The sequence below is a fragment of the Paenibacillus harenae genome (genome assembly GCF_030812415.1).
Taxonomy (GTDB): Bacteria; Bacillota; Bacilli; order Paenibacillales; family Paenibacillaceae; genus Pristimantibacillus; species Pristimantibacillus harenae_A.
Genome location: NZ_JAUSST010000001.1, coordinates 842,111 through 861,269 on the forward strand (window position 1 = coordinate 842,111; position 19,159 = coordinate 861,269).

Annotated in this window: 16 protein-coding genes; 5 read left to right on the forward strand and 11 right to left on the reverse strand. The window is 53.3% G+C overall.

The genetic code is table 11. The annotated features are described in order from the left end of the window. Positions 1–4: 4 nt before the first annotated feature. The 7 genes from J2T14_RS04030 to J2T14_RS04060 all read right to left on the reverse strand — a co-directional run bounded on the left by J2T14_RS04030 (position 5) and on the right by J2T14_RS04060 (position 10,562). A complete protein-coding gene (locus tag J2T14_RS04030) occupies positions 5–1,822 on the reverse strand; it encodes a hypothetical protein (RefSeq protein ID WP_307467984.1) in 1,818 nt (605 codons plus the stop codon). 50 nt (positions 1,823–1,872) lie between these two features. After that, entirely contained in the window at positions 1,873–3,474 is a 1,602-nt protein-coding gene (locus J2T14_RS04035) for a response regulator transcription factor (protein WP_307467986.1), read from the reverse strand. Next, positions 3,467–5,293, reverse strand: a complete 1,827-nt coding sequence (locus tag J2T14_RS04040) for a cache domain-containing sensor histidine kinase (RefSeq protein WP_307467987.1) — start codon at positions 5,291–5,293, stop codon at positions 3,467–3,469. The genes J2T14_RS04035 and J2T14_RS04040 overlap by 8 nt, the downstream gene beginning before the upstream one ends. A gap of 99 nt (positions 5,294–5,392) precedes the next feature. Next, entirely contained in the window at positions 5,393–6,235 is an 843-nt protein-coding gene (locus tag J2T14_RS04045; RefSeq protein WP_307467989.1) for a carbohydrate ABC transporter permease, read from the reverse strand. A 21-nt stretch (positions 6,236–6,256) separates the two neighbouring features. Beyond that, positions 6,257–7,195: a carbohydrate ABC transporter permease gene (locus J2T14_RS04050; protein WP_307467991.1), complete on the reverse strand. Its 939-nt coding sequence runs from the start codon at positions 7,193–7,195 to the stop codon at positions 6,257–6,259. Between the two features lie 192 nt (positions 7,196–7,387). Then, positions 7,388–9,031 carry a hypothetical protein gene (locus tag J2T14_RS04055; protein WP_307467994.1) on the reverse strand — a complete coding sequence of 548 codons (1,644 nt, stop codon included), beginning with the start codon at positions 9,029–9,031 and terminating at the stop codon, positions 7,388–7,390. Positions 9,032–9,143: 112 nt separating this feature from the next. After that, entirely contained in the window at positions 9,144–10,562 is a 1,419-nt protein-coding gene (locus J2T14_RS04060) for an ABC transporter substrate-binding protein (protein ID WP_307467997.1), read from the reverse strand. A gap of 255 nt (positions 10,563–10,817) precedes the next feature. On the opposite strand from J2T14_RS04060, the gene J2T14_RS04065 reads away from it, so the two are divergent. Further along, positions 10,818–11,705, forward strand: a complete 888-nt coding sequence (locus tag J2T14_RS04065; protein ID WP_307467999.1) for an ATP-binding cassette domain-containing protein — start codon at positions 10,818–10,820, stop codon at positions 11,703–11,705. Next, a complete protein-coding gene (locus J2T14_RS04070) occupies positions 11,702–12,490 on the forward strand; it encodes an ABC transporter permease (RefSeq protein ID WP_307468001.1) in 789 nt (262 codons plus the stop codon). Before J2T14_RS04065 ends, J2T14_RS04070 begins: the two co-directional genes overlap by 4 nt. Before the next feature lie 307 nt (positions 12,491–12,797). Here the strand turns inward: J2T14_RS04070 and J2T14_RS04075 are convergent, their stop codons facing one another. Then, positions 12,798–13,595 carry a TetR/AcrR family transcriptional regulator gene (locus tag J2T14_RS04075; RefSeq protein ID WP_307468005.1) on the reverse strand — a complete coding sequence of 266 codons (798 nt, stop codon included), beginning with the start codon at positions 13,593–13,595 and terminating at the stop codon, positions 12,798–12,800. A 271-nt stretch (positions 13,596–13,866) separates the two neighbouring features. Here J2T14_RS04075 and J2T14_RS04080 point away from each other — a divergent pair, with 271 nt between their 5' ends. From J2T14_RS04080 to J2T14_RS04090, 3 genes are all read left to right on the forward strand, one after another. Further along, positions 13,867–14,652: a basic amino acid ABC transporter substrate-binding protein gene (locus tag J2T14_RS04080; RefSeq protein WP_307468008.1), complete on the forward strand. Its 786-nt coding sequence runs from the start codon at positions 13,867–13,869 to the stop codon at positions 14,650–14,652. A gap of 80 nt (positions 14,653–14,732) precedes the next feature. Next, entirely contained in the window at positions 14,733–15,386 is a 654-nt protein-coding gene (locus J2T14_RS04085; RefSeq protein WP_307468009.1) for an amino acid ABC transporter permease, read from the forward strand. A 5-nt stretch (positions 15,387–15,391) separates the two neighbouring features. Beyond that, complete coding sequence (locus J2T14_RS04090; protein WP_307468588.1) at positions 15,392–16,114, forward strand: amino acid ABC transporter ATP-binding protein; 723 nt, start codon at positions 15,392–15,394, stop codon at positions 16,112–16,114. Positions 16,115–16,131: 17 nt separating this feature from the next. On the opposite strand, the gene J2T14_RS04095 is transcribed toward J2T14_RS04090, so the two are convergent. The 3 genes from J2T14_RS04095 to J2T14_RS04105 form a co-directional block, all read right to left on the reverse strand. Beyond that, complete coding sequence (locus tag J2T14_RS04095; protein WP_307468012.1) at positions 16,132–17,661, reverse strand: AMP-binding protein; 1,530 nt, start codon at positions 17,659–17,661, stop codon at positions 16,132–16,134. A 2-nt stretch (positions 17,662–17,663) separates the two neighbouring features. Further along, the gene (locus J2T14_RS04100) at positions 17,664–18,512 is read right to left on the reverse strand and encodes an SDR family NAD(P)-dependent oxidoreductase (protein ID WP_307468015.1); all 849 of its coding nucleotides are present in this window, start codon (positions 18,510–18,512) and stop codon (positions 17,664–17,666) included. A gap of 83 nt (positions 18,513–18,595) precedes the next feature. Further along, positions 18,596–19,156 (reverse strand): DUF1697 domain-containing protein, encoded by a 561-nt coding sequence (locus J2T14_RS04105; RefSeq protein WP_307468017.1) that lies wholly within the window; start codon positions 19,154–19,156, stop codon positions 18,596–18,598. Between the last annotated feature and the right edge of the window lie 3 nt (positions 19,157–19,159).

Consider the following 19,159-nt stretch of genomic DNA (forward strand, 5'->3'; position numbering starts at 1 on the left):
TCTATCAAAATTGGAATTGCAACTTGTAGACCGGCTCGTTCGAAGTCTCGCCCTTTACTGTCAGATGAATGCGGTAATAGCTCTCTTCCTTGCCATAATGATTGCGATAGCCAATCTCCTCGATCGATACGTCGTACCGGCCAGGCTCGAACCCGAGCGTTACGTTATGACGATCCCCTTCAAGTCGTATATGACCGTCTTCGATCAACGCCGGCCTGCTTCGAGTAACGATAGTCTCCGTGACCGGCAGCGAACCGTCCTTGAATCGGAAAACATCCGTCAATTCGAGAATCGGCCGAGCGAGCTTGCGCCATACGAACCGACGCTTGAACGATTCGAGTCCGGCTGCTTCCGAATAACAGGCTTCCAGTTCAAGCTCCAGCCTATCTTCCTCCCGGCTCGTATACGCTTCAAGCACCTTGGCTGCGCTGTCAATTCCCGTCTGCTGCAAACGTCCTCCAATAATCGGAATCGAATGGCCTTGCGCACCCGTGCAATCATAGCCGTATCTGCCTTCGCCAAAATATTGCGCCGTATATTCCCCGCTGCCCAGATCGGCAGCAAATGCCGGATCATGGTCGGCCAGCAAAATAAAATGGCCGACATCGTTATGATTATGCGGCTCGTTATTGTTGCCGCCCTTAGCCGCAAATCCGAAGCTGCCTTCGCTGGAACGGGTACGCGAGATGAGCCACTCGGCATCGGGCAAGTACCAGCTTCCCGGCTTCCAGTCCGCTTCCCTCGCCGCCTCCGGCTGAAACCAGATGAAATTCCGCAAGGCAGGCGCATACCGCATGCAATGGTCTTCCGTGAAAGCCGCACGTATCGCCAGCGGCGGATGCTCTACCTCTTCGTAGTAAGCGGCCAAATAATCGGATAGTCCGATGTGAACGCTTACGTTCGGCATGGCGTCGGAGAAGTTGGCCGGCCTGTTGCCGCTTAAATAGCTGCGCTGCTGGAATAGAGCAATCTCTCTTACCTTGTCATGCTCCAGCAAGTTAGCCTTTCCTCCGGTCGCGTTAAGCAGCAAATCGGCGAAATAAACATAATAGCCGAAGCCGTAATTCCAATAGCCCGGCCCTTCGAGGCAAGCGCCGTCCGCGCCGAAGCCCGACAAATAATGCTCCATGGTGCCGAGAGCTTTCACAATCATCTCTGCAAGCCTTGCGTTATTTCGCTCGACAAGCAGCGCGGCCGAACCGATCGAGCCGGCGCATACGGCCGCCCAGTTATGATCCGCCGTCTCCCAGTGATACGGGCCATAGGTTAAGTAAGGAATGAACAATCGCCGGTTTACTTGCTCCAGCATGTCATCCCGCAGCGCCTGCGGAAGACGATCTCCTGCCATCGACAAAATTTCGCACAACGCGAAGCCGGTCTCCGCAGCAAACAAATCGATATGCCGACCTATGGTCTGCCCCTTCATATGCGCCGGCAGACACCAGGTCGGCTCCGTCATGATCGCTTGCAAGATACGCTCCAGCGCGCTCTTATACTCGGAATTGCCCGGATGCAGCAGATGCAGCAGCGAGAACGTCGTCAACCGCCGTCTGCGAGTGAAGTACGGTACCTCGTACGTCAGGCGATTGCCCGTCGTCTCGAACAATGCATACAACTCTTGTGTCAGCTCTGGAATCGGCTCGGACAGCAGCCGATCTCCTTCTTCCTCAACCTCCTTGACCATATCGGCATGCAAAGGCGAGTTCGCGATCCGTTGCCAATCGATCGCTCTCCGATCCATGAAATAAATCGAAGATCCCGCAAGCCGCCGCGCCTCGAACCAGCTTTGCAAGCTTTCCCGCGTCCCAATCGAGCTTATCAAACTTGTCGCCTTCCTTCCATAACGTCTTAGATGGTGCTTCCATATAGCGGCTAGCCGCGATATTCGGTCGGCGTAACGCCAGCTTGCGCTTTGAACGTCTTAATGAAGTAGCTTTGATTGTCGTAGCCGAGCATCTCGCATATTTCATGCACCGAATGATTGGTCTGATCGAGCAGCTCCTTCGCTCGTTCGATCTTCTTGCCTGTTACATATTCGATAAACGTCTGCCCCGTTTCCTTCTTGAAGAAGCGGCTAAAATAACTGGGGTTCATATGCAGATGCGAAGCCAACTCCTCAAGCGTAATTCGTCTGCTTAGATTTAGCGATATGAACTTGTACGCCTCCGATACTTCGCGGCGCTTGCTCGCAGTCGCGCCTTCTTCCCTCGCTGCTGCATACGAGCGCAGATGGCTCTTTAACCATTGGAACAGTCCCCATTGCGAATCGAAATGGACAATTTCCTTATGAAGCGTCTCCGCGGAGGTCGAAGAAGTCGTATAGAGCAGTCCATGCAGCTTCAGCCGCAGATCGATCAGCAGCTTCAGCACCCAATCCTTCACTTCCTCCGAAGGATACCTAGCCTTGCGGACGGCTTCCTCCCAATTTCCTGCTATCGTTACGATTTTCGCTTCGTCCCTGGCGATTAGCGCCTCTCTAATCTCCGCACCCGCTTGATCGTAGTAAGCAAACAACCCTTTTTCAATCAACCTCTCCGGCTGCCACTTGGCGATTTCTCCTTCAGCGAGATAGAAACGCTGCTCATTCGCGGCGATCAGATTGCCCAGCGCCGGCTTAAGCGTCTCCAAGCTGTCGCAGCCGCGGCCAATGAGGAAAGCCATGCGGATCTTGAGCACTTGAGCCAGCGTACGCTGGACGGTGCGCAAGCCGGACTGAATTTGGTCATGCACGTTCGTCTTGAGGCTTGGCTTATAGCCGAACAACAGCAGCGATTGGCGGATGCTGTAACCGATATGCACCGTATGCAGATCAAGCGTGCCGCTTACCTCCTCCATGACGTTGCTGATGGCGAAGTGCAGCGTTTGTTCGGAGTCGAAGCGGTTTTTGATCGTATCGTAATCGTCGATATAGCCAATGACAGGCAAGCAATGTTCACCCGCTCCAAGCAAGCCGTAAGCCGCGAAATCCCGCTGCCATTGCGCAGCCGAGATGAGAGGCTGCTGGATGAAGTTGCGGAAATGCTTCTCCTTGCGCAGCTCGCGCGTCTCGTCGAACAGATGCTTCATCTGCAGCTGTTCCTGGCGCAGGAGCAACTCGCCTTCAAGGCCTTCCTTGAACTTGCCGAGCAGCTTAACCAGATCGCCCGGATCAAGCTGATCCTTGAGCAGGTAATCTTGCACATTCATCCGCATCGCTTGCTGGGCGTATTGGAACTCGCTGTGGCAGGACAAGATCGCGATTCTAACCGATGGATTCAATTGCTTGATTCGCGCAGCCAGCTCCAGCCCGTCCATCTTGGGCATTCCGATATCGGTGACCACAATGTCCGGAGAATCCAGCTGGGCATGTTCCCAGGCAGCCAAGCCGTTCTCATGCTTGCCGTATAGGGTTAAGCCAAGCGCCTCCCAGTCCACTGCCTCGGACAGCAGCTCCAATACGGGATAGTCATCGTCTACGAGCATGACTTTATACATGAGGCCGCTCCTCCTCTCGAATCGCAATATGCATCCTTACTTTCGTTCCTTCGCCCGGCTCGCTGCTAACCGTCATTCGGAAACGATCGCCGAACATAATGCGCATGCGCTCGGCGACGTTCGTTACGCCAATGCCGGATAAGCCGGCGTTTCGCTCTTGACCCGATGCCGTATCGTATAAGCTATCCGATAGGCGGGACATCAGCTTGCCGGCCGCCTCCGCATCCATCCCGCTTCCGTTATCCTCTACCGCCAATACAAGGAAGCGGGGATCGCTCTTCCGGTCGGTAGCGACGCGAATCCAGCCGGCGTTTTGGCTTAATCCGTGAATGAGAGCGTTTTCCACTAACGGCTGCAAAATAAACCTCGGCACCTTGATTTGGAAAGCGGAGGCGTCCACATCGACAAGGAGTTTAACCTCCTCCTTCTGCCTGAGGTTCATCAGCTCTACATAATGCGTAAGCAGCTCAATCTCCTCATGCAGCGTAATCGCATCCTCCTCGCGGCTGATCGTCATCCGCAGCAGCTTCGATAAGGAAGCGATCATCTTGGCGCTATCCTGGTCGCCGCTTCGCATTACTTTCATGCGGATCGAATTCAGCACGTTGAACAGGAAATGCGGATTGATCTGCGCTTGCAGCATGGCCAGTTCCGCCTTGCGCTTACGAGCTTGCGTTCGCGATACCTCGGCGAGCATCTCCTTGATTCGATCCAGCATCTGGTCGAACAGGAAGCCGAGCCGTCCGATCTCATCGCCGCCTCGCACGCCCGAGCGTACCTCCAGATTGCCTCGCTGCACGCTCGAAGCGACTTTGCCTAGATGGATAAGCGGCTTGGTGAACGTTCGCATCAGCATGAGCAGCAGCAACAGAAACACGCAGAAGGAAACGACCTGGAACAAGAACACGCGGTTGAAAATAGAGCTGATATTAACGATCGCCTCCTGATACGGCTGCGTCGTGACGAGATGCCAGTCATTGAAGGCCAGGCTTGACGTCGTCAGCAATATTTTGCGGTCGCCGTCCTTGACGATTTCCGAGGACGTCCGCGGTACGTTCTCCAGCACCTGCCGGCTGTAGCTGAACGGCTCGTTGATTCGCTCCCGATGGGGTGACGAAATGATGCGCCCCTCCCCATCGACGATCATGACGTCTTGGCCGCCTTTCAGACCGTCGAAAATACGGCTTACTTTGTTCTCCATCATCGTAACGATCGCGTAGCCGTATATTTTCGAGCTGTCGAGCCGCAGCGTACGGGCTACCGATATTTGATAGGGACTCTCGTATCTTTCATAGAAAACGGTCGGCGACGACTCCACCCAATACGACTCCAGACCCGCCAAATCCTTCAAATGGTTGAACCAAGGCTCATCCAGAAACGCCTTCGGGTCGAATTCGTCCTTCGGATAGTTGGTGAACGTCGCTCCGTTCGTCAATATGATGCTAATATAGCTTTTCTCTCCGATATAAGTCAGCGCCTCAAGCTGCTGAATGATTCGGTTCATCGCCATGAATTGATCGTATTGATCGGCCTGCCTGCCGCTTACGACCTGCTTGAAGAACGCTTGCATATCGCTGTTCACCTGTATATAGTTCAACAGGTTAAGCATCCCTTGCAGCAAGTTCTCGACCGAGCCGTTCACTTGCTTCATCGCGTCGGTCGCATTCGTTGTCGCTTGCTGCTCGACCGCTTCCTTCGTCAATGAGTTGTAGATCAGCATCGTTAATACCGCCGGCACGAGTATGCATACGATCGAAGCGATAGAAAGCTTAGCGCGCACGGATCTGAAGCAAGGCAAGCGACGTAAACGACGAACCATTAATTTGCCTCCCAAGCTTGAAAAGGGGGACGTCCTCGCCGTCCCCTATGGGTTACTATTATACCTTATTCTTTTTGGTCCCGCGGCAACTATTTGCGCTTATCCCTTAACCCCGCCAAGCGCGATGCCTTCGATGACGCTTTTCTGGCCGATGATGAAGACGATCAGCAGCGGCAGAATCGCCGATACGGCAGCCGCCATAATGAGCGAATAGAACTCGCCGCTAAGGGAAGTAAACTTCTGCATAGCCAGCGGGATGGTGAACAAATGGTCGCTCCGCAGGAAAATAAGCGGGCCTTGGTAATCGTTCCATGTCCATATGAACCTTAGAATCGCATACGTCGCGATAGCCGGCTTCACGAGCGGAAGACCGATGCTCCAGAAAATGCGGAAGTGGTTCGCCCCGTCTATTTTCGCCGATTCGATGAATTCCTGGTGAATGCCCATGAAGAACTGGCGCAGCATGAACGTGCCGAGAACGCTGAAGCTGCCGAGCAGAATAAGGCCGAACAAGCTATCGAACAAGCCAATCTGACGGTACAAAATAAACTGCGGAATGAGAATCGCCTGACTCGGTACCATATACGTGGCGAGCACGATAAGGAACAAGTAATTGCTGCCCTTGAATTGGATTTTCGAGAAGCCGTAGGCGGCAAGCGCCGAGACGAGCGATGAGATAATCGTCGTCGTCATGCCGACCTTGATTGAATTCAAATAATATTTCCAGAACGGGTAGTCGCCCACCCATACGTCCGAATAGTTTCGGATGGCGTTCCATTGCCTGGGAATCCATTCGATCGGATAGACGAATACGTCGGACTCTACCTTAAAGGAAGTGACCAGCATCCAGATGAAAGGAAGCAGGAATAGAATGCTTATTGCGAACATGATGGCTGTAAGTATCGTTTTGCGCCAATTGAAGCCTTCTTTGGATATCGGCATAATGTGCTGCTCCTCCCGTTATTAATAGTTGACCCAACGCTTCTGCGCCGCCCATTGACCGAACGTAATGAGCAGGACGAACACGAACAGCACGACGGCAATGGATGAGGCGTAGCCGACCTTAAGGTTAACGAATGCCGTATCGTACAAATACCAAACCATAAGCGATGTCGATCCGATCGGACCTCCCTGAGTCATGACCGCGATAATGTCGAACACCTTGAACGTCGATATAACGCCCGTGACGAGCAGGAAAAACGATGTCGGTGATAGCAGAGGGAACGTAATGCGCTTGAACTTGACCCAGCCGTTCGCGCCGTCAATATCCGCCGCCTCGTACAGATCCTTAGGAATGGACTGCAGCCCCGCGATATAAATAATCATGTTAAAGCCGATCGACGTCCAGATCACAATCATCATGATCGATATAAGCGCGTAATTCGGATCGGCGATCCACATGGGCGGATTGTCGATGCCTACCGCTCTAAGCACTTGGTTAATCGGTCCGTAGGAGGGCTGGAACAGCACCTGCCATACGACCGCCACCGCGACGATGCTCGATATATAGGGCATGAAATAAGCGACCTTGAAGTAACCTTTCATATAAACGTGACGGTCGAGTATGACGGCCAGCGCCATGGATACGATCATGTAAATCGGGACGGCCAGCAGAAACAGAAAGTTGTTGCGGACCGATCGCAGAAACGGCGTATCATGCAGCAGCTTCTCGAAGTTGCCGAACCCGACCCAGTCAATGCCGTTCCAGCCTTGCACGAAATTCCAATCCGCGAAGCTGAGCACGAGCGTCGCTATGATCGGGATTAATACGAGAACCGTTACTCCGAGCAGCATCGGACTGACGAACAGCCAGCCGGCGAGCGTCTCGCCGCTATGCAGCGAACGCAGCTTCCTCGACTTACCGGGGACGCTATTTCCAATCGCTCCTGTTGATGTTTCCATGATAAGCACCTCGAATTCCTTAAATGAAATAATTACTGTAGTTGTCCTTCATTATAGAGAAATCAGGGCCCTAGACTATGCCGTTATTTTTACTTTTTCACGATATAAATTGACCACTTTCGGCTTGTCGAACCTAGGTAAAAAGCAAAAAAAAGGCTGTACAAGGAATGTCCCCGCACAGCCCCCTCACCGCTATATAATAACAATCGGCGAACCGTTGACGGTCCGAACGATTCGTTGCGACTCGTTGCCAAGAGTCATGGCCAACCGATCTCCATCCAGATTCGTGTACTCCACGCGAAGAGGCTCATCTTCGCTTGCTGCCCACAGCGGCTTGTTCTCGGCCATAGCCGCGGCAAAGTCCGCCAAGCTGCGAAGCTGCTTGCGCAAGGCTGCTTTGGCGCTGATCGCCTCTACGACCACACCGCCTGAAGCAAGGCCCGCGCTGGTCAGCTTGATCCGGTCATGCTCTTCTTCGAGCGAGAATCCATGAAGCATATGCAGAGCAATAAATACGCCTTCCACATAGCCATAGACCGCATTGTCGCCGGGTATCCACTCCCCTCTGGGAAGCACGCCGACAAGCATGTCGCCCGCCCCTTCAGCGAACGGATAGAGAGCGATTATCGCATTGCGGTGGAACAGTACATGTCCCGTTTCCCCGGCATGACGCGGATCGCCGCCTACGTACCCGTCTCCCGGCGGAAGGACGTACAGCCGGTTCACCCCTTCGTCTTGGCGCAACGGGAAGTCGATCCCCCAGCGATGCTGTTCGTTGTCGAATTCCTTGACGCGCTCCCATATTCCGCCCATTGCAAAGCCTTCATCCACGAACAAGCTGCTGTGGATCGGCTGCTCCTCTCCGTCTCCGGCAGGCATGACGATACGCTGGATGACTTGCGGCAGCGCCCGATCCAGTGCCGTCTGCCTGGCACTCTCCGGTGCTTGATAGAACAGAAGACCGGCATATTCGACGCGCGGCAAGGCAGACGGCAAGGAGAAGTCTCCGAATTGAACATAATCGAAGGCGACATTGCCGTCCCTCGGCAAGTCATGTCCTAGGCTTCGCATTCTACCGCCTGTCCATGCTCCCTTCAAGTAGTAAGTCGCCCGGTAACGCCACAGCTCGTCGAGCAGCGCAGCCAGCTCTAAGCGCATCCCATCGTCGCCCACGCATTCATACGCGCAAGTAAAGGCTTGAATCCAGTGCCAGAACCAAGGAAGAGCGCCGTATTCCGGCATGCCCAGCGTTCTAACCCGATCCAGCGTCTGCTGCAGATGCAGCCTGCCGGAAGCGAGCAGTTCCCTATCCTTGAATCGATGTCCGAAGATCAGCTTCGTCGCCGTATATTTCGCCTCGTGATGCCCGAAAGTCGTAAGCGGCGCCCGGTAATAGGAGCTTCGGAACAAAGCTTCGACCGACTCGTCCAGCAGTTGATTGATAGACGCTGGAAGCTGCGAGCCGAAGCGCTGCTGAAAATAAGCGATCAGCACGCCCATCAGCTCGGCAGGAAGCGGATTCGGCCTAGCCTCCTCGGGTCTCTCGCCAAGACCAAGCGGCCAATGACCGAACGTAGCGCTTGCTGGATCCTTATCCTGAAGATTAACGATTCGGGCAAGCACGCCAACCGCCTTGGCCGTCGCCGCCTCCGGGTCGAGAGCAAGCTCTTCGCACAATGCCGAATCGGATGCGGCTGCCACTAAGTAGGAAGCATAATACAAATTGTTGCGAATATCATCGTGCCGCCAAAGCCCGCTGCTTTGCAGCGGTTCATTCCATGCGAGACTGGCGAATTGCCGTATGACATCCCTTTGCCTGCTTTGCCAGTTGGCCATCGTTCCTATTCCCCCTTTTTGCATTCCATTAAGGTATTCATCTTAATCCGATAACATAGCAAAGCGGAGACGGTCATCCCGTCTCCACCTTGGTTTTTTCTATTATACTCTATTATTTTTTGTTGGCGGCAATAATTTCGTCGACGCGTTTCTTCGCGTTCTCCACCGTCGCATCGACATCCTGGTTGCCGAGAATAAGCTTCTCGTATTCCTCGTTGATCGCTTTGTATACTTCGGCTTGATAAGAAGCCGGCGCGATAATTTGCGAAGCTTTCGAGCTCACAAGCGTATCTACAAGCGAAGCTTTGTCTACAAGCTCCGGATTTTTTGTTCCGCTAAGAATAATGTCGATAATGCTGGCGACCTGTTCGCTTTTTACGCCGTTCCATGCCGGAATGTTTTTGCCTTGTACGACTTGACCCTCCGTTGTGTACCAGCGTACGAATTTATACGCTTCTTCCTTATGCTTAGAGCTGTTGGATACTGCCACGTAGTCGGTCGTAACAGGCGTCAGGCCCCGCTCGTCTCCAGGGTTGTTTTTCGGAAAAGGCGCTACCGCTACATGGAACGCAAGAGGCACTTTATCCGTTCCGCCGATCTCCGTATTCATCCAAGAACCGATCGTCAGCATGCTTGCCGACTGGTTGAAGAACTGATTGCGGTATGCCAGCTTCTGCGAAATAATATCCGAGTACGGCACGGAAGACTTGTCTTCCTTCTCCATCTTAACGCGCAGCTCAAGCGTCGCGCGGAAGTTCGGATCATCGAGATTGGACGTGCCGTCCGCCTTCAGAAACTCCGAGTTTTGCGGCTGATTTTCCAGCTTCAGCTTCAGGAACTCCATCCAGCCGCCGTTCTGAGGGCCATGGAAGTACGTGCCGTAACGCTTCGTCGCTCCCTCGCCCTTCGTCAGCTTCTTCGCATAATCGGCATACTCGTCCCAAGTCCAGTCGGACGGCACGGAAAGTCCCGCCTCATCGAGATGATCCTTGTTAAGCAGGACATACCAAGGGTTGAACTTACCCGGCAGCGCATATACTTTGCCGTCCAGATGCGTGTCGACTTTATAGTCCTCTTCGACTTTATATCCGTCCTTCGCGATGTACTCGTCGAGCGGAGCCGCCATGCCCAGCACTACCCGCTGCGCGTAAGCGGCAGCATCGCTGAACATGAGCACATCAATCTGCTCGGCGGAAGCAGCGGCAAGATCAAGCTTCTTAGTCGCTTCCTGCGTATCGCCCTTCTCGCTCAGTTGCACGAGCTCGACCGTCACGTTCGGATTGACCTGATTGTACGCATCCAGCGTCTTCTTCCAGTTATACGCTTCCTCCGTACCATACGTGTAGAGGCGCAAATTCAGCTTCTCCGTCTTGCTGCCTTCGTTGCCGCTATTCGTCGTTTGTTCGCCATTCGAAGCATTGCCCTCGTTCGTGCTGCCCGTCGTGTTCGAGTTGTTCGAATTGCCGCAGCCCGCGAGCGCGCCCGCGATCAACACCGTTGCCGCCATTCCCGAAATCCATTTCTTTTTCATCTCTGTTGCCCCTCCTTGAATTTTGAATGGTTATCTACTCGTGTTTCGGACTTGATAGTTTTCATTATAGAGACCATCCAAACCGTTAGGATGAAACTATCTTTACTTTTTTGCAACGAATTCGACTTTTTCGCAGCGCTTCCACGACTTTTGGTTGAATAAGGCGCATAAAATATTTTATTGCGCCTTTACTGCATACGATTTATACTGTTTATGTAATACGCAATTAAGTACTTTAGCAAAGGGAGTGCGTTTATGACTGAATTAGCCGTACAAGTAATGGCATTGCGCAAAGCCTACGGCAAGCAGGTTGTTCTTGACGGAATCGAACTTGCCGTACCAGCCGGATCGATCTTTGCCTTGCTTGGCCCTAACGGGGCAGGCAAAACGACGCTTATCCACATCTTAACGACGCTTGTTGCAGCAGACGAAGGTGTCGCGCGCGTATTCGGATGCGATGTTGCAAGCGAGAAAAATGCCGTCAAGAGCGCGATTAGCCTTACAGGACAATTCGCGGCTGTCGACGAAATGCTCACCGGCGAGGAAAATTTGCGCATGATCGGCAGGCTCTCGGGGCTTTCTCCTTCGCAATCCCGCGCCAGGGCGGCCGAGCTTCTTACCGGCTTCGATCTGACCGCGGCAGCGGGCAAGCGCGTCAAAACCTATTCCGGCGGCATGCGGCGCCGGCTTGATCTGGCCATCAGTCTCGTCGTCGACCGCCCCATACTGTTCCTGGATGAGCCGACTACAGGTCTGGATACGGCCAGCCGCCGCGCCTTATGGGACATTATCCTATCGCTTAAGCAACGCGGAGTTACGATCTTTCTCACTACGCAATACTTGGAAGAAGCAGACCAGTTGGCGGATACAGCGGCCGTCATATCCGGAGGTCGCATCGTTGCGACCGGCACGCCCGGGGAATTGAAATCGCGAATCGGCACCGAAGTGCTGGAACTGCGCGACGAGAACGACGGATTGATCCGTCTTATTGCCACGGACGGCACTCTCCAGGATTTAAGGCAGATTATGAACGACTTGTCTCTATCGTTTCCCGGCAATACAAAGCTAAGCTTGCGCAAGCCGAGCATGGACGACGTGTTCCTTGCGCTCACAGCTCCCGAGTTGGAGGTGGCGGCGCCATGACAACGCCTTACAAAGCCGTTCAATCCGTATCGTTCCTCACTACGAACGCCGTCTTCATCGGCCGAAGCATCCGGCTTAGCCTGCGCAACGTCGAAGCGCTGCTTATGGCCGTCATCCTGCCAGTCATGCTCATGCTGTTATTCACCTACGTATTCGGCGGCGCGATCGATACGACGGGCAATTATGTCAACTATGTCGTTCCCGGCATCATTCTGTTATGCGCCGGCTTCGGATCATCCTCTACGGCAGTCAATGTAGCGGAAGACATGACAAACGGAATTATTGACCGATTCCGGACAATGCCGATTACGAGTATCAGCGTTATAACCGGCCATGTCGTGGCAAGCGTTGCCCGCAACCTTCTGGCAACCGGCATCGTCATTGGCGTCGCCTATCTCGTAGGCTTTCGTCCGACAGGCAGCGTAATGGATTGGCTCGGAGCATTAGGCGTTATCACCTTGTTCATCCTCGCCTTCACTTGGCTCTTCGCAGCGATCGGGCTGGCCAGCGGCAATCCTTCCGCCGCGAGCGGATATGGCTTTGCCCTGCTTTTCCTCCCCTATATTTCCAGCGCTTTCGTTCCAACGGACACGATGCCGACGTGGCTGCGGGGCGTTGCCGACAACCAGCCGATCACGCCCGTCATCGAGACGATTCGCGGGCTTCTCACCGGCACGCCGATCGATAACAGCGCTTGGCTTGCTGCCGGCTGGTGCGTGCTCCTTCTATTGATTGCTATCGGCTGGAGCATCTGGACTTTCCGCAGGAAAGCCGCGCGCAGATAGATTCATAACTCAAGAAGGGGATGTCCCAAAAGCCGCTGGCTTAAGGACATCCCCTATGTGCGTAAGCAGCTAACCTCTGACTGCTATGCTGGATATTTGCAGTAACTTGGGGCGGAATGAATGGTGGGGGAGCTATGTTGGATTTTCGCAGTAACTTTGAGCGTTTGACGGCATTTTGCGTGCAAAACAGAGGTCAATGTTGCGAATATCCAATATAGCTCTCGATATGGAGCGAAACAACTTAAAGTTACTGCAATGATCCAGTATAGCTGTGAGCTTAACACTTTTAAGACAGCCTCTTCTTGCTTCAATTTTTACAATTCTGCCGATCAAGATAAGCCGCAATACCGTCAAGAATGCGCTCGAGGCCAAAGTCGAAGTCGTCGTCGATCGTGCCGCAGTCTTCTACGCTCTCCCCTGTATATACGCCTGAAGCAACGACCCCCGACAAGTACGGGAACCGTTCAGGCGTTACAAGTTGCTTGAGCGCAGATGTGTAGGCCAACCCGCTGAAGGCTTCATGACTCGCGCCCGTCCCAACGATCCGGTCCATATCCCGCTGTAGAATGCCCGACGATCTGGCATAGCCGCTAAGCAGCAATATAACCGACATCTTCTCGGGGTCGCTCAGCGGAAAATCCCGCATCGATCGCAGCATCCAATCTACGAATCGTAGTTGGTTTGGCGTCATTGGCACTCCCATGATCGGAATATCAGTGAACCACGGATGCTCCCTATACACGCGCATGATTGCACGAACGAATTGACGCATGCTTTCTCGCCAGTTCTCCCCTTCCTCCTCTGCGGGTATCGCCATATTGCTCGCTGCTTCCTGCATCAGAATCAGCAAATCCTCTTTGGCGGTAATATACCGGTACAGCGACATCGTGGAGAAACCCAAAGCTTCGGCAACTCGGCTCATAGATAGGGCCGACAATCCATCCTTATCCGCGATTTCAATAGCCGTATCGACGATCTGCTTAATGTTAAGCTCGCCCTTGGGCCCTCTCTTCTGCCGCTTGACATAACCCCAGCTTAGCTTCACGCCATGAGGCAATGTATGTATGGCCTCATTCTCGTTATCCCATTGATCGTCCTTACTCATGCGTCTCATATTCCCCCAGCGTCGTTCGCGTTATGTCAACTATCCGTGCTGCAAACTGAAGCGCACGTATAAATGGCGTATATCATATACAGTATAGCACAACCTTCAGGTTCTAAAAACCGCATGCATTCGATTCTCAATAACATGTAATATTATCTGACATCAATCTAGCAAGCTCTACTTTTTTCTGCTAAAATCATGTTAGATTGTCGCTCCGCATACTTTATAATGCAGCAATCGAGCAAAATGATAACTTTTGGGAGAGTGGACCATGGGGAAAAGAACGGTAGCTTTACTCGCTGTATGCTTCGTCTCGATTATGGCAGGTTGCAGCCCCGGCAGCGCCGGAAAAACCTACAAAATCGCAACGGATGCCGCTTATGCGCCAATGGAGTACATGGACAAGGATAAAATAACCGGCTTTGACATCGATTTCCTCGAGGCAGTCATGAAGGAAGCGGATCTGACGTATAAGGTCGAGCATATCGGCTGGGATCCCATGCTTACCGAAGTACAGAGCGGCGACAACTTCGCCGCAGGCATATCAAGCATCTCGATAACAGACGAGCGAAAGCAATCGTATGACTACTCCATCCCTTACTTCGAATCTACGAACATGATAATGGTCAAGGAAGACAGCCCCGTTCAAGGCGCTGTGGATCTGAAAGACAAGAAAGTAGCCGTGCAATCGTCGACGACCGCGGAGACGTTAATGGTAGGCATCATGGGCGGCGACAATCCGGATCTGAAGCGGTTCGACAGCAATGCGGTTGCCTTGTTGGAGCTGGATACCGGCGGCGTTGACGCGGTTGTAGCCGATATCGCCATCGTTCGCGAGTATTTGAAAAATAATCCGGACAAAAAGTTCAAGGGCATTCTGGATCCCGAGCAGTTCGCGCCGGAGTTCTACGGTATTCTTCTTCCGAAGGGAAGCGAGCTGAAAGCAAAGCTCGATCCGGCTATCAAGGCGATACTGGAGAATGGGACGTATACCGAGATTTATCAAAAGTGGTTCGGCGAAGAGCCGAATATCGAAAATGTGCTGAATGCAAAATGATAGCGGGCATGCGTAAACGGAATGTTGCGCATGCCTCTTTTGCAATACCTGGCATTCATACATGATGAGGAGGGCGTCACTTGGATTTCCGCTTCGATATTATCATCGATTACCTTCCGCTGCTCTTGAAAGGCGCTCTGCTCACGATCGGCATCTCGATCTTATCTATCTTGTTCGGCTCTATTCTTGGGCTTGCCGTCGTGCTTGGCAAAATGTCGACTAGTTGGTATTTGAGCTGGCCGATGAGCGGCTACATCCATTTCTTCCGCGGAACGCCGCTTTATGTGCAAATCCTAATGGTACACTTCGGACTTGTTCCTCTCTTGATCGGACAGACGAACTCAATCGTAGCGGCGGTAGCTGCCCTTGCCCTTAATTCCGCTGCCTATACGGCCGAGATCTACCGGGCGGGCATTCAATCCGTCGACAAAGGACAGACGGAAGCCGCATATTCTCTCGGCATGACGAAGCGGCAGACGATGCGCTTCGTCATCCTGCCGCAAGCGATCAAACGAACGATTCCAGCCTTCGGCAATGAATTCATCATGCTCGTCAAAGATTCCTCGCTTGTCGCGCTCATTGCCGCGCCTGAGATTATGTACTGGAGCAACGCGATGCGCGGCCAATATATACGAGTATGGGAACCGTATTTGTCGGCTGCCGTCATCTATCTTATCCTGACTTATTCGCTTAGCAAGCTGCTTGCTTCTATTGAAAGGAGATTGGAAGGATGAATCCGATAATTGAAGTGATAGATCTGACGATGGCTTACGGAGATCATCCGGTCCTGCATCAAGTTAGCGTCAATGTGGCCAAGAGCGAAGTGATCGTTATGATCGGCCCTTCCGGCTCCGGCAAGTCCACGCTGCTCCGCTGCTTGAACGGTCTGGAGAAGCCGCAAGGCGGCGACATTCGAATCGAGGGGCAATCGCTCATGAGCCCCGCCGTTAATATGTCCGTAATCCGAGCGAATATCGGCATGGTATTCCAGCAGTTCAATCTGTTCCCGCATATGAATGTCATCGACAATATCATGCTAGCGCAAGTCCAAGTCCGGAAACAATCGAAAGAAGCAGCGCGGGCGAAGGCGCTTGAACTGCTGAAGAAGGTTGGCTTGACCGACAAAGCGGAGCATCGCCCTTCCTCCTTGTCAGGCGGTCAAGCTCAACGCGTCGCTATCGCAAGAGCGCTCGCGATGGAGCCTTCGATTATGCTGTTCGATGAGCCGACCTCGGCTCTTGACCCGGAGATGGTGGGCGAGGTTCTGACCGTCATGAAGCAGCTTGCCCGAGATGGGATGACGATGGTTGTCGTCACGCACGAGATGGGCTTCGCCCGCGAGATCGGCGATCGGGTCCTGTTCATGGAGCAAGGCGTCATTATCGAGGAGGGCAAGCCTCGGCAGCTATTCGATATGCCTCGGCATGAGCGGACGAAAGCTTTCCTGTCCAAAGTGTTGTAGCGTATCCCAAACCAAACTCAACCTAAATGCTTCTTATCCCGCTTGCCTAGAGGCGTATGCGCCAATTGTTCGACGAAGACGATCTCTTTCGGCATCTGGTATCTTGCAGCTCTGCCGCGCAGCCATTCCGTCAGCGCTTCCGCAGTCAATTCCACGCCGGGCATCAGCTGTACAACCGCCTTCAGCCGCTGGCCGAACTGCTCGTCCCTAATGCCGACGACGGCAGCGTCCACGATAAGCGGATGCTGGAACAAAATTTGCTCAAGCTCGCTCGGATACACATTTTCACCCGCCGACACGATCATATCGTCCACTCTTCCTTTCAGGAAATAGTATCCCCGCTCATCCCGATAGCCCATGTCGCCGGTCTTGATCCACACCGACCGATTACGCCGCACGCAAAATTGCCCGATCTCGCCTGCGCCAACCTCTCTCATGTTGCTGTCCAGCACTTTCAATCGCACGCCCTTAATGAGCTGTCCGATCGTGTTCGATGAATACTTTAAATCTTGCGGCGTCGCGATGATATTTAATCCCGATTCCGACGTACCGTACAGATTGAACAACACATCTCCGAGCTTCGAAGACACCTCGCTCGCCAGTCTCGGACTCAGCTCTGCGCCTCCCGACGCGATGCAGGCAAGCGACTTCAAGTCGCCGGCGCGCTCTCGGAGCATTTTATCGACCATGAGCGGTACGACGGTAACAACTTCAACTTGATGTTCCGTTATAAGACGGCAAGCCTTCTCCGCATGAAAAACGGCGGTGATTACCGACTTTTTCCCAAGCGCGACGAACAGCAGCAAAACCGCGACGCCGTAACCATGATAGATCGGCGTGGCGATATAGACCGTACTGTAATGAAGGAGCCGCAACTTTGTCAGCATCGAGGAGAATGGCGGCAAGTAACGGAACAGCGAAGGCTTGTGGGCGACCTTCTTCGCTCTTCCCGTTGTACCGCCTGTCAGCAGCATGAGCTTACCGGTAGAGGTCCGTGGCCATTTACGCTTAGGCTTAGACTGCCCGTCCGTTGAGGCATAGATCAGATTGCTGATTGCGGGCAATCGATCATGATAGCTCCTTACGCTTGCTCCCGTATACGAAGATTGCTCGACGAAAGTCGTTAATTCCTCCTCAATGATCAAGAGATCGAACGAGTGGTCGTCCATCAGTCGGTTGAACTGGTCCGTGCTCATATCAGCGTTCATTAGATAAATATCGGCGCCCGTCATGGATGCGGCGAAAATCGATTTCACAAGCGAGGCATGATTGCGGCACAGCATGCCAACTTTCGAGCGGCTGCCAAGTCCGTAATGCTCGCGAAGCTGGACGGTTAAGCGCTCCGATTGATCCAACAGCTGCTTATAAGATAACGTCTCGCGGTCATCGGTTAAAGCGATGCGATCGCCATGCGAGCTTGCGGCAAGCTTAAGCAGAGCCATCAGATTGATCCCGTACCGGCAAATGACGAACAGCAATCGGTACAAGCCGGCAGGGGTTAGCAGCTTCATCCGTAATAACACCGACAGCAAAGCCAGCATTGGCATACTCATCTCCCTCTTCCGCGAAGCTTTCTTGCGGCAGCCCGTTCCAACGCTCCTCTGAACAGGACCGAAACAAGCTGACCGGATGGAAGCCACCATGGCATCCAGGTTCTTCGCCTCGCATACATCGATTTTGCGATAATGTCTGCGGCATGCTCCGGACTCATTGCAGGCATCTGACTGTATGCAGCCGTTGGTTCAATCATTGGCGTGCGTACGAGCGGGAAATAAATGGACGTCGTTGCGATGCCTGCCCCATGCAGCTCCGGCGAAGCGGAGCGCAGCCACGTATCGAAGGCCGTCTTGGAAGCTTGATACGCCGCCCATCCAGGCAGCGGAGCGAGTGAAGTATTGATGGTTGAAATATTAATGATATGGCTCTGAGTACGCTTAAGCAGCGGAATGAGCGACAGCAGAAGCTCGACGGGGGCAAAGTAGTTTATGGCCATCGTTCTCGTAAAATCATGGTTTCGATCCAAAGAATCCATAATAGAGCGATTGATTGATAAGCCCGCGTTGCTTACTACGATGTCAATCCCGTCAGGCAGTCGATGGATCATTGACAACAGCCCTTCCCGTTCGCCGGCGTTGCGCAGATCGGCGCGATAAACGCTTACTCGTGCAGACGAGCGCTCGATGTCCCGCTTCATGGCGAGCAGCTTATCCTCTCGCCTCGCTACAAGGATGAGATGAACGGGAAGATAGCCGAGCTTAAAGGCGAGCTTCTCCCCGATCCCGGAGCTAGCGCCCGTTATGAGCACCGTTTTATGGCGACACGCGGCTTCCAGCCGCTTCTCGTTCAGGCGCGGGAAAGGGAGGAACAATAGCTTCTCCAGCAAACGGTAGTTGTACATGGCCACAATCCTTTCATGCGCGAGCGGGGCACCAGCCTCCCTCAGCCTGCCCTTCGTCCTTCAATACCCGGCGAGTACGGTAATTATTGTGCCATCGCATCTGCTAATTCAATGAGCTTGTTGATCGTATTCCAGTTGCGAGTAGTCGGCAACACGCCAAGCTTCTCCACTTGAGCGGACAGCTTCGAGTTGCGGACGCTCCGCTTGAACAAGAGGTAAACGTCCTTGCCAACGATATGGAATCGTTCATCCTCCGTCTCGAATGCTCGAAGCTTATCTATCCGCTCCCGCTCAGGCTCGCTTAGAAGCATCGCCACATATAAGCTCGCGCCTTCTCCTGCTTCCTCCGCCCCGGCGATTTGCCCCTCGGAGAAAGGAAGGTTCGCGACGATGTTTTTCAAATCTTCAACCGTTCTGAGAATCGTCTTAATCGGGAGTCCGAACACCTTCTCGATCTGCTGTTCGATCTTCTCGCGCAGTACCCCCTCGTCCTCTTCCGATTCGAACAAAACGTTACCGCTCTGAATATACGTTTGTACGTTATTCAAGCCCAAATCCCCTAGCGCGACTCTTAGATCGGCCATCTTGATTTTGTTGTTGCCCCCGACATTAATGCCGCGCAGCAAAGCAATATAGATCGTCATGTT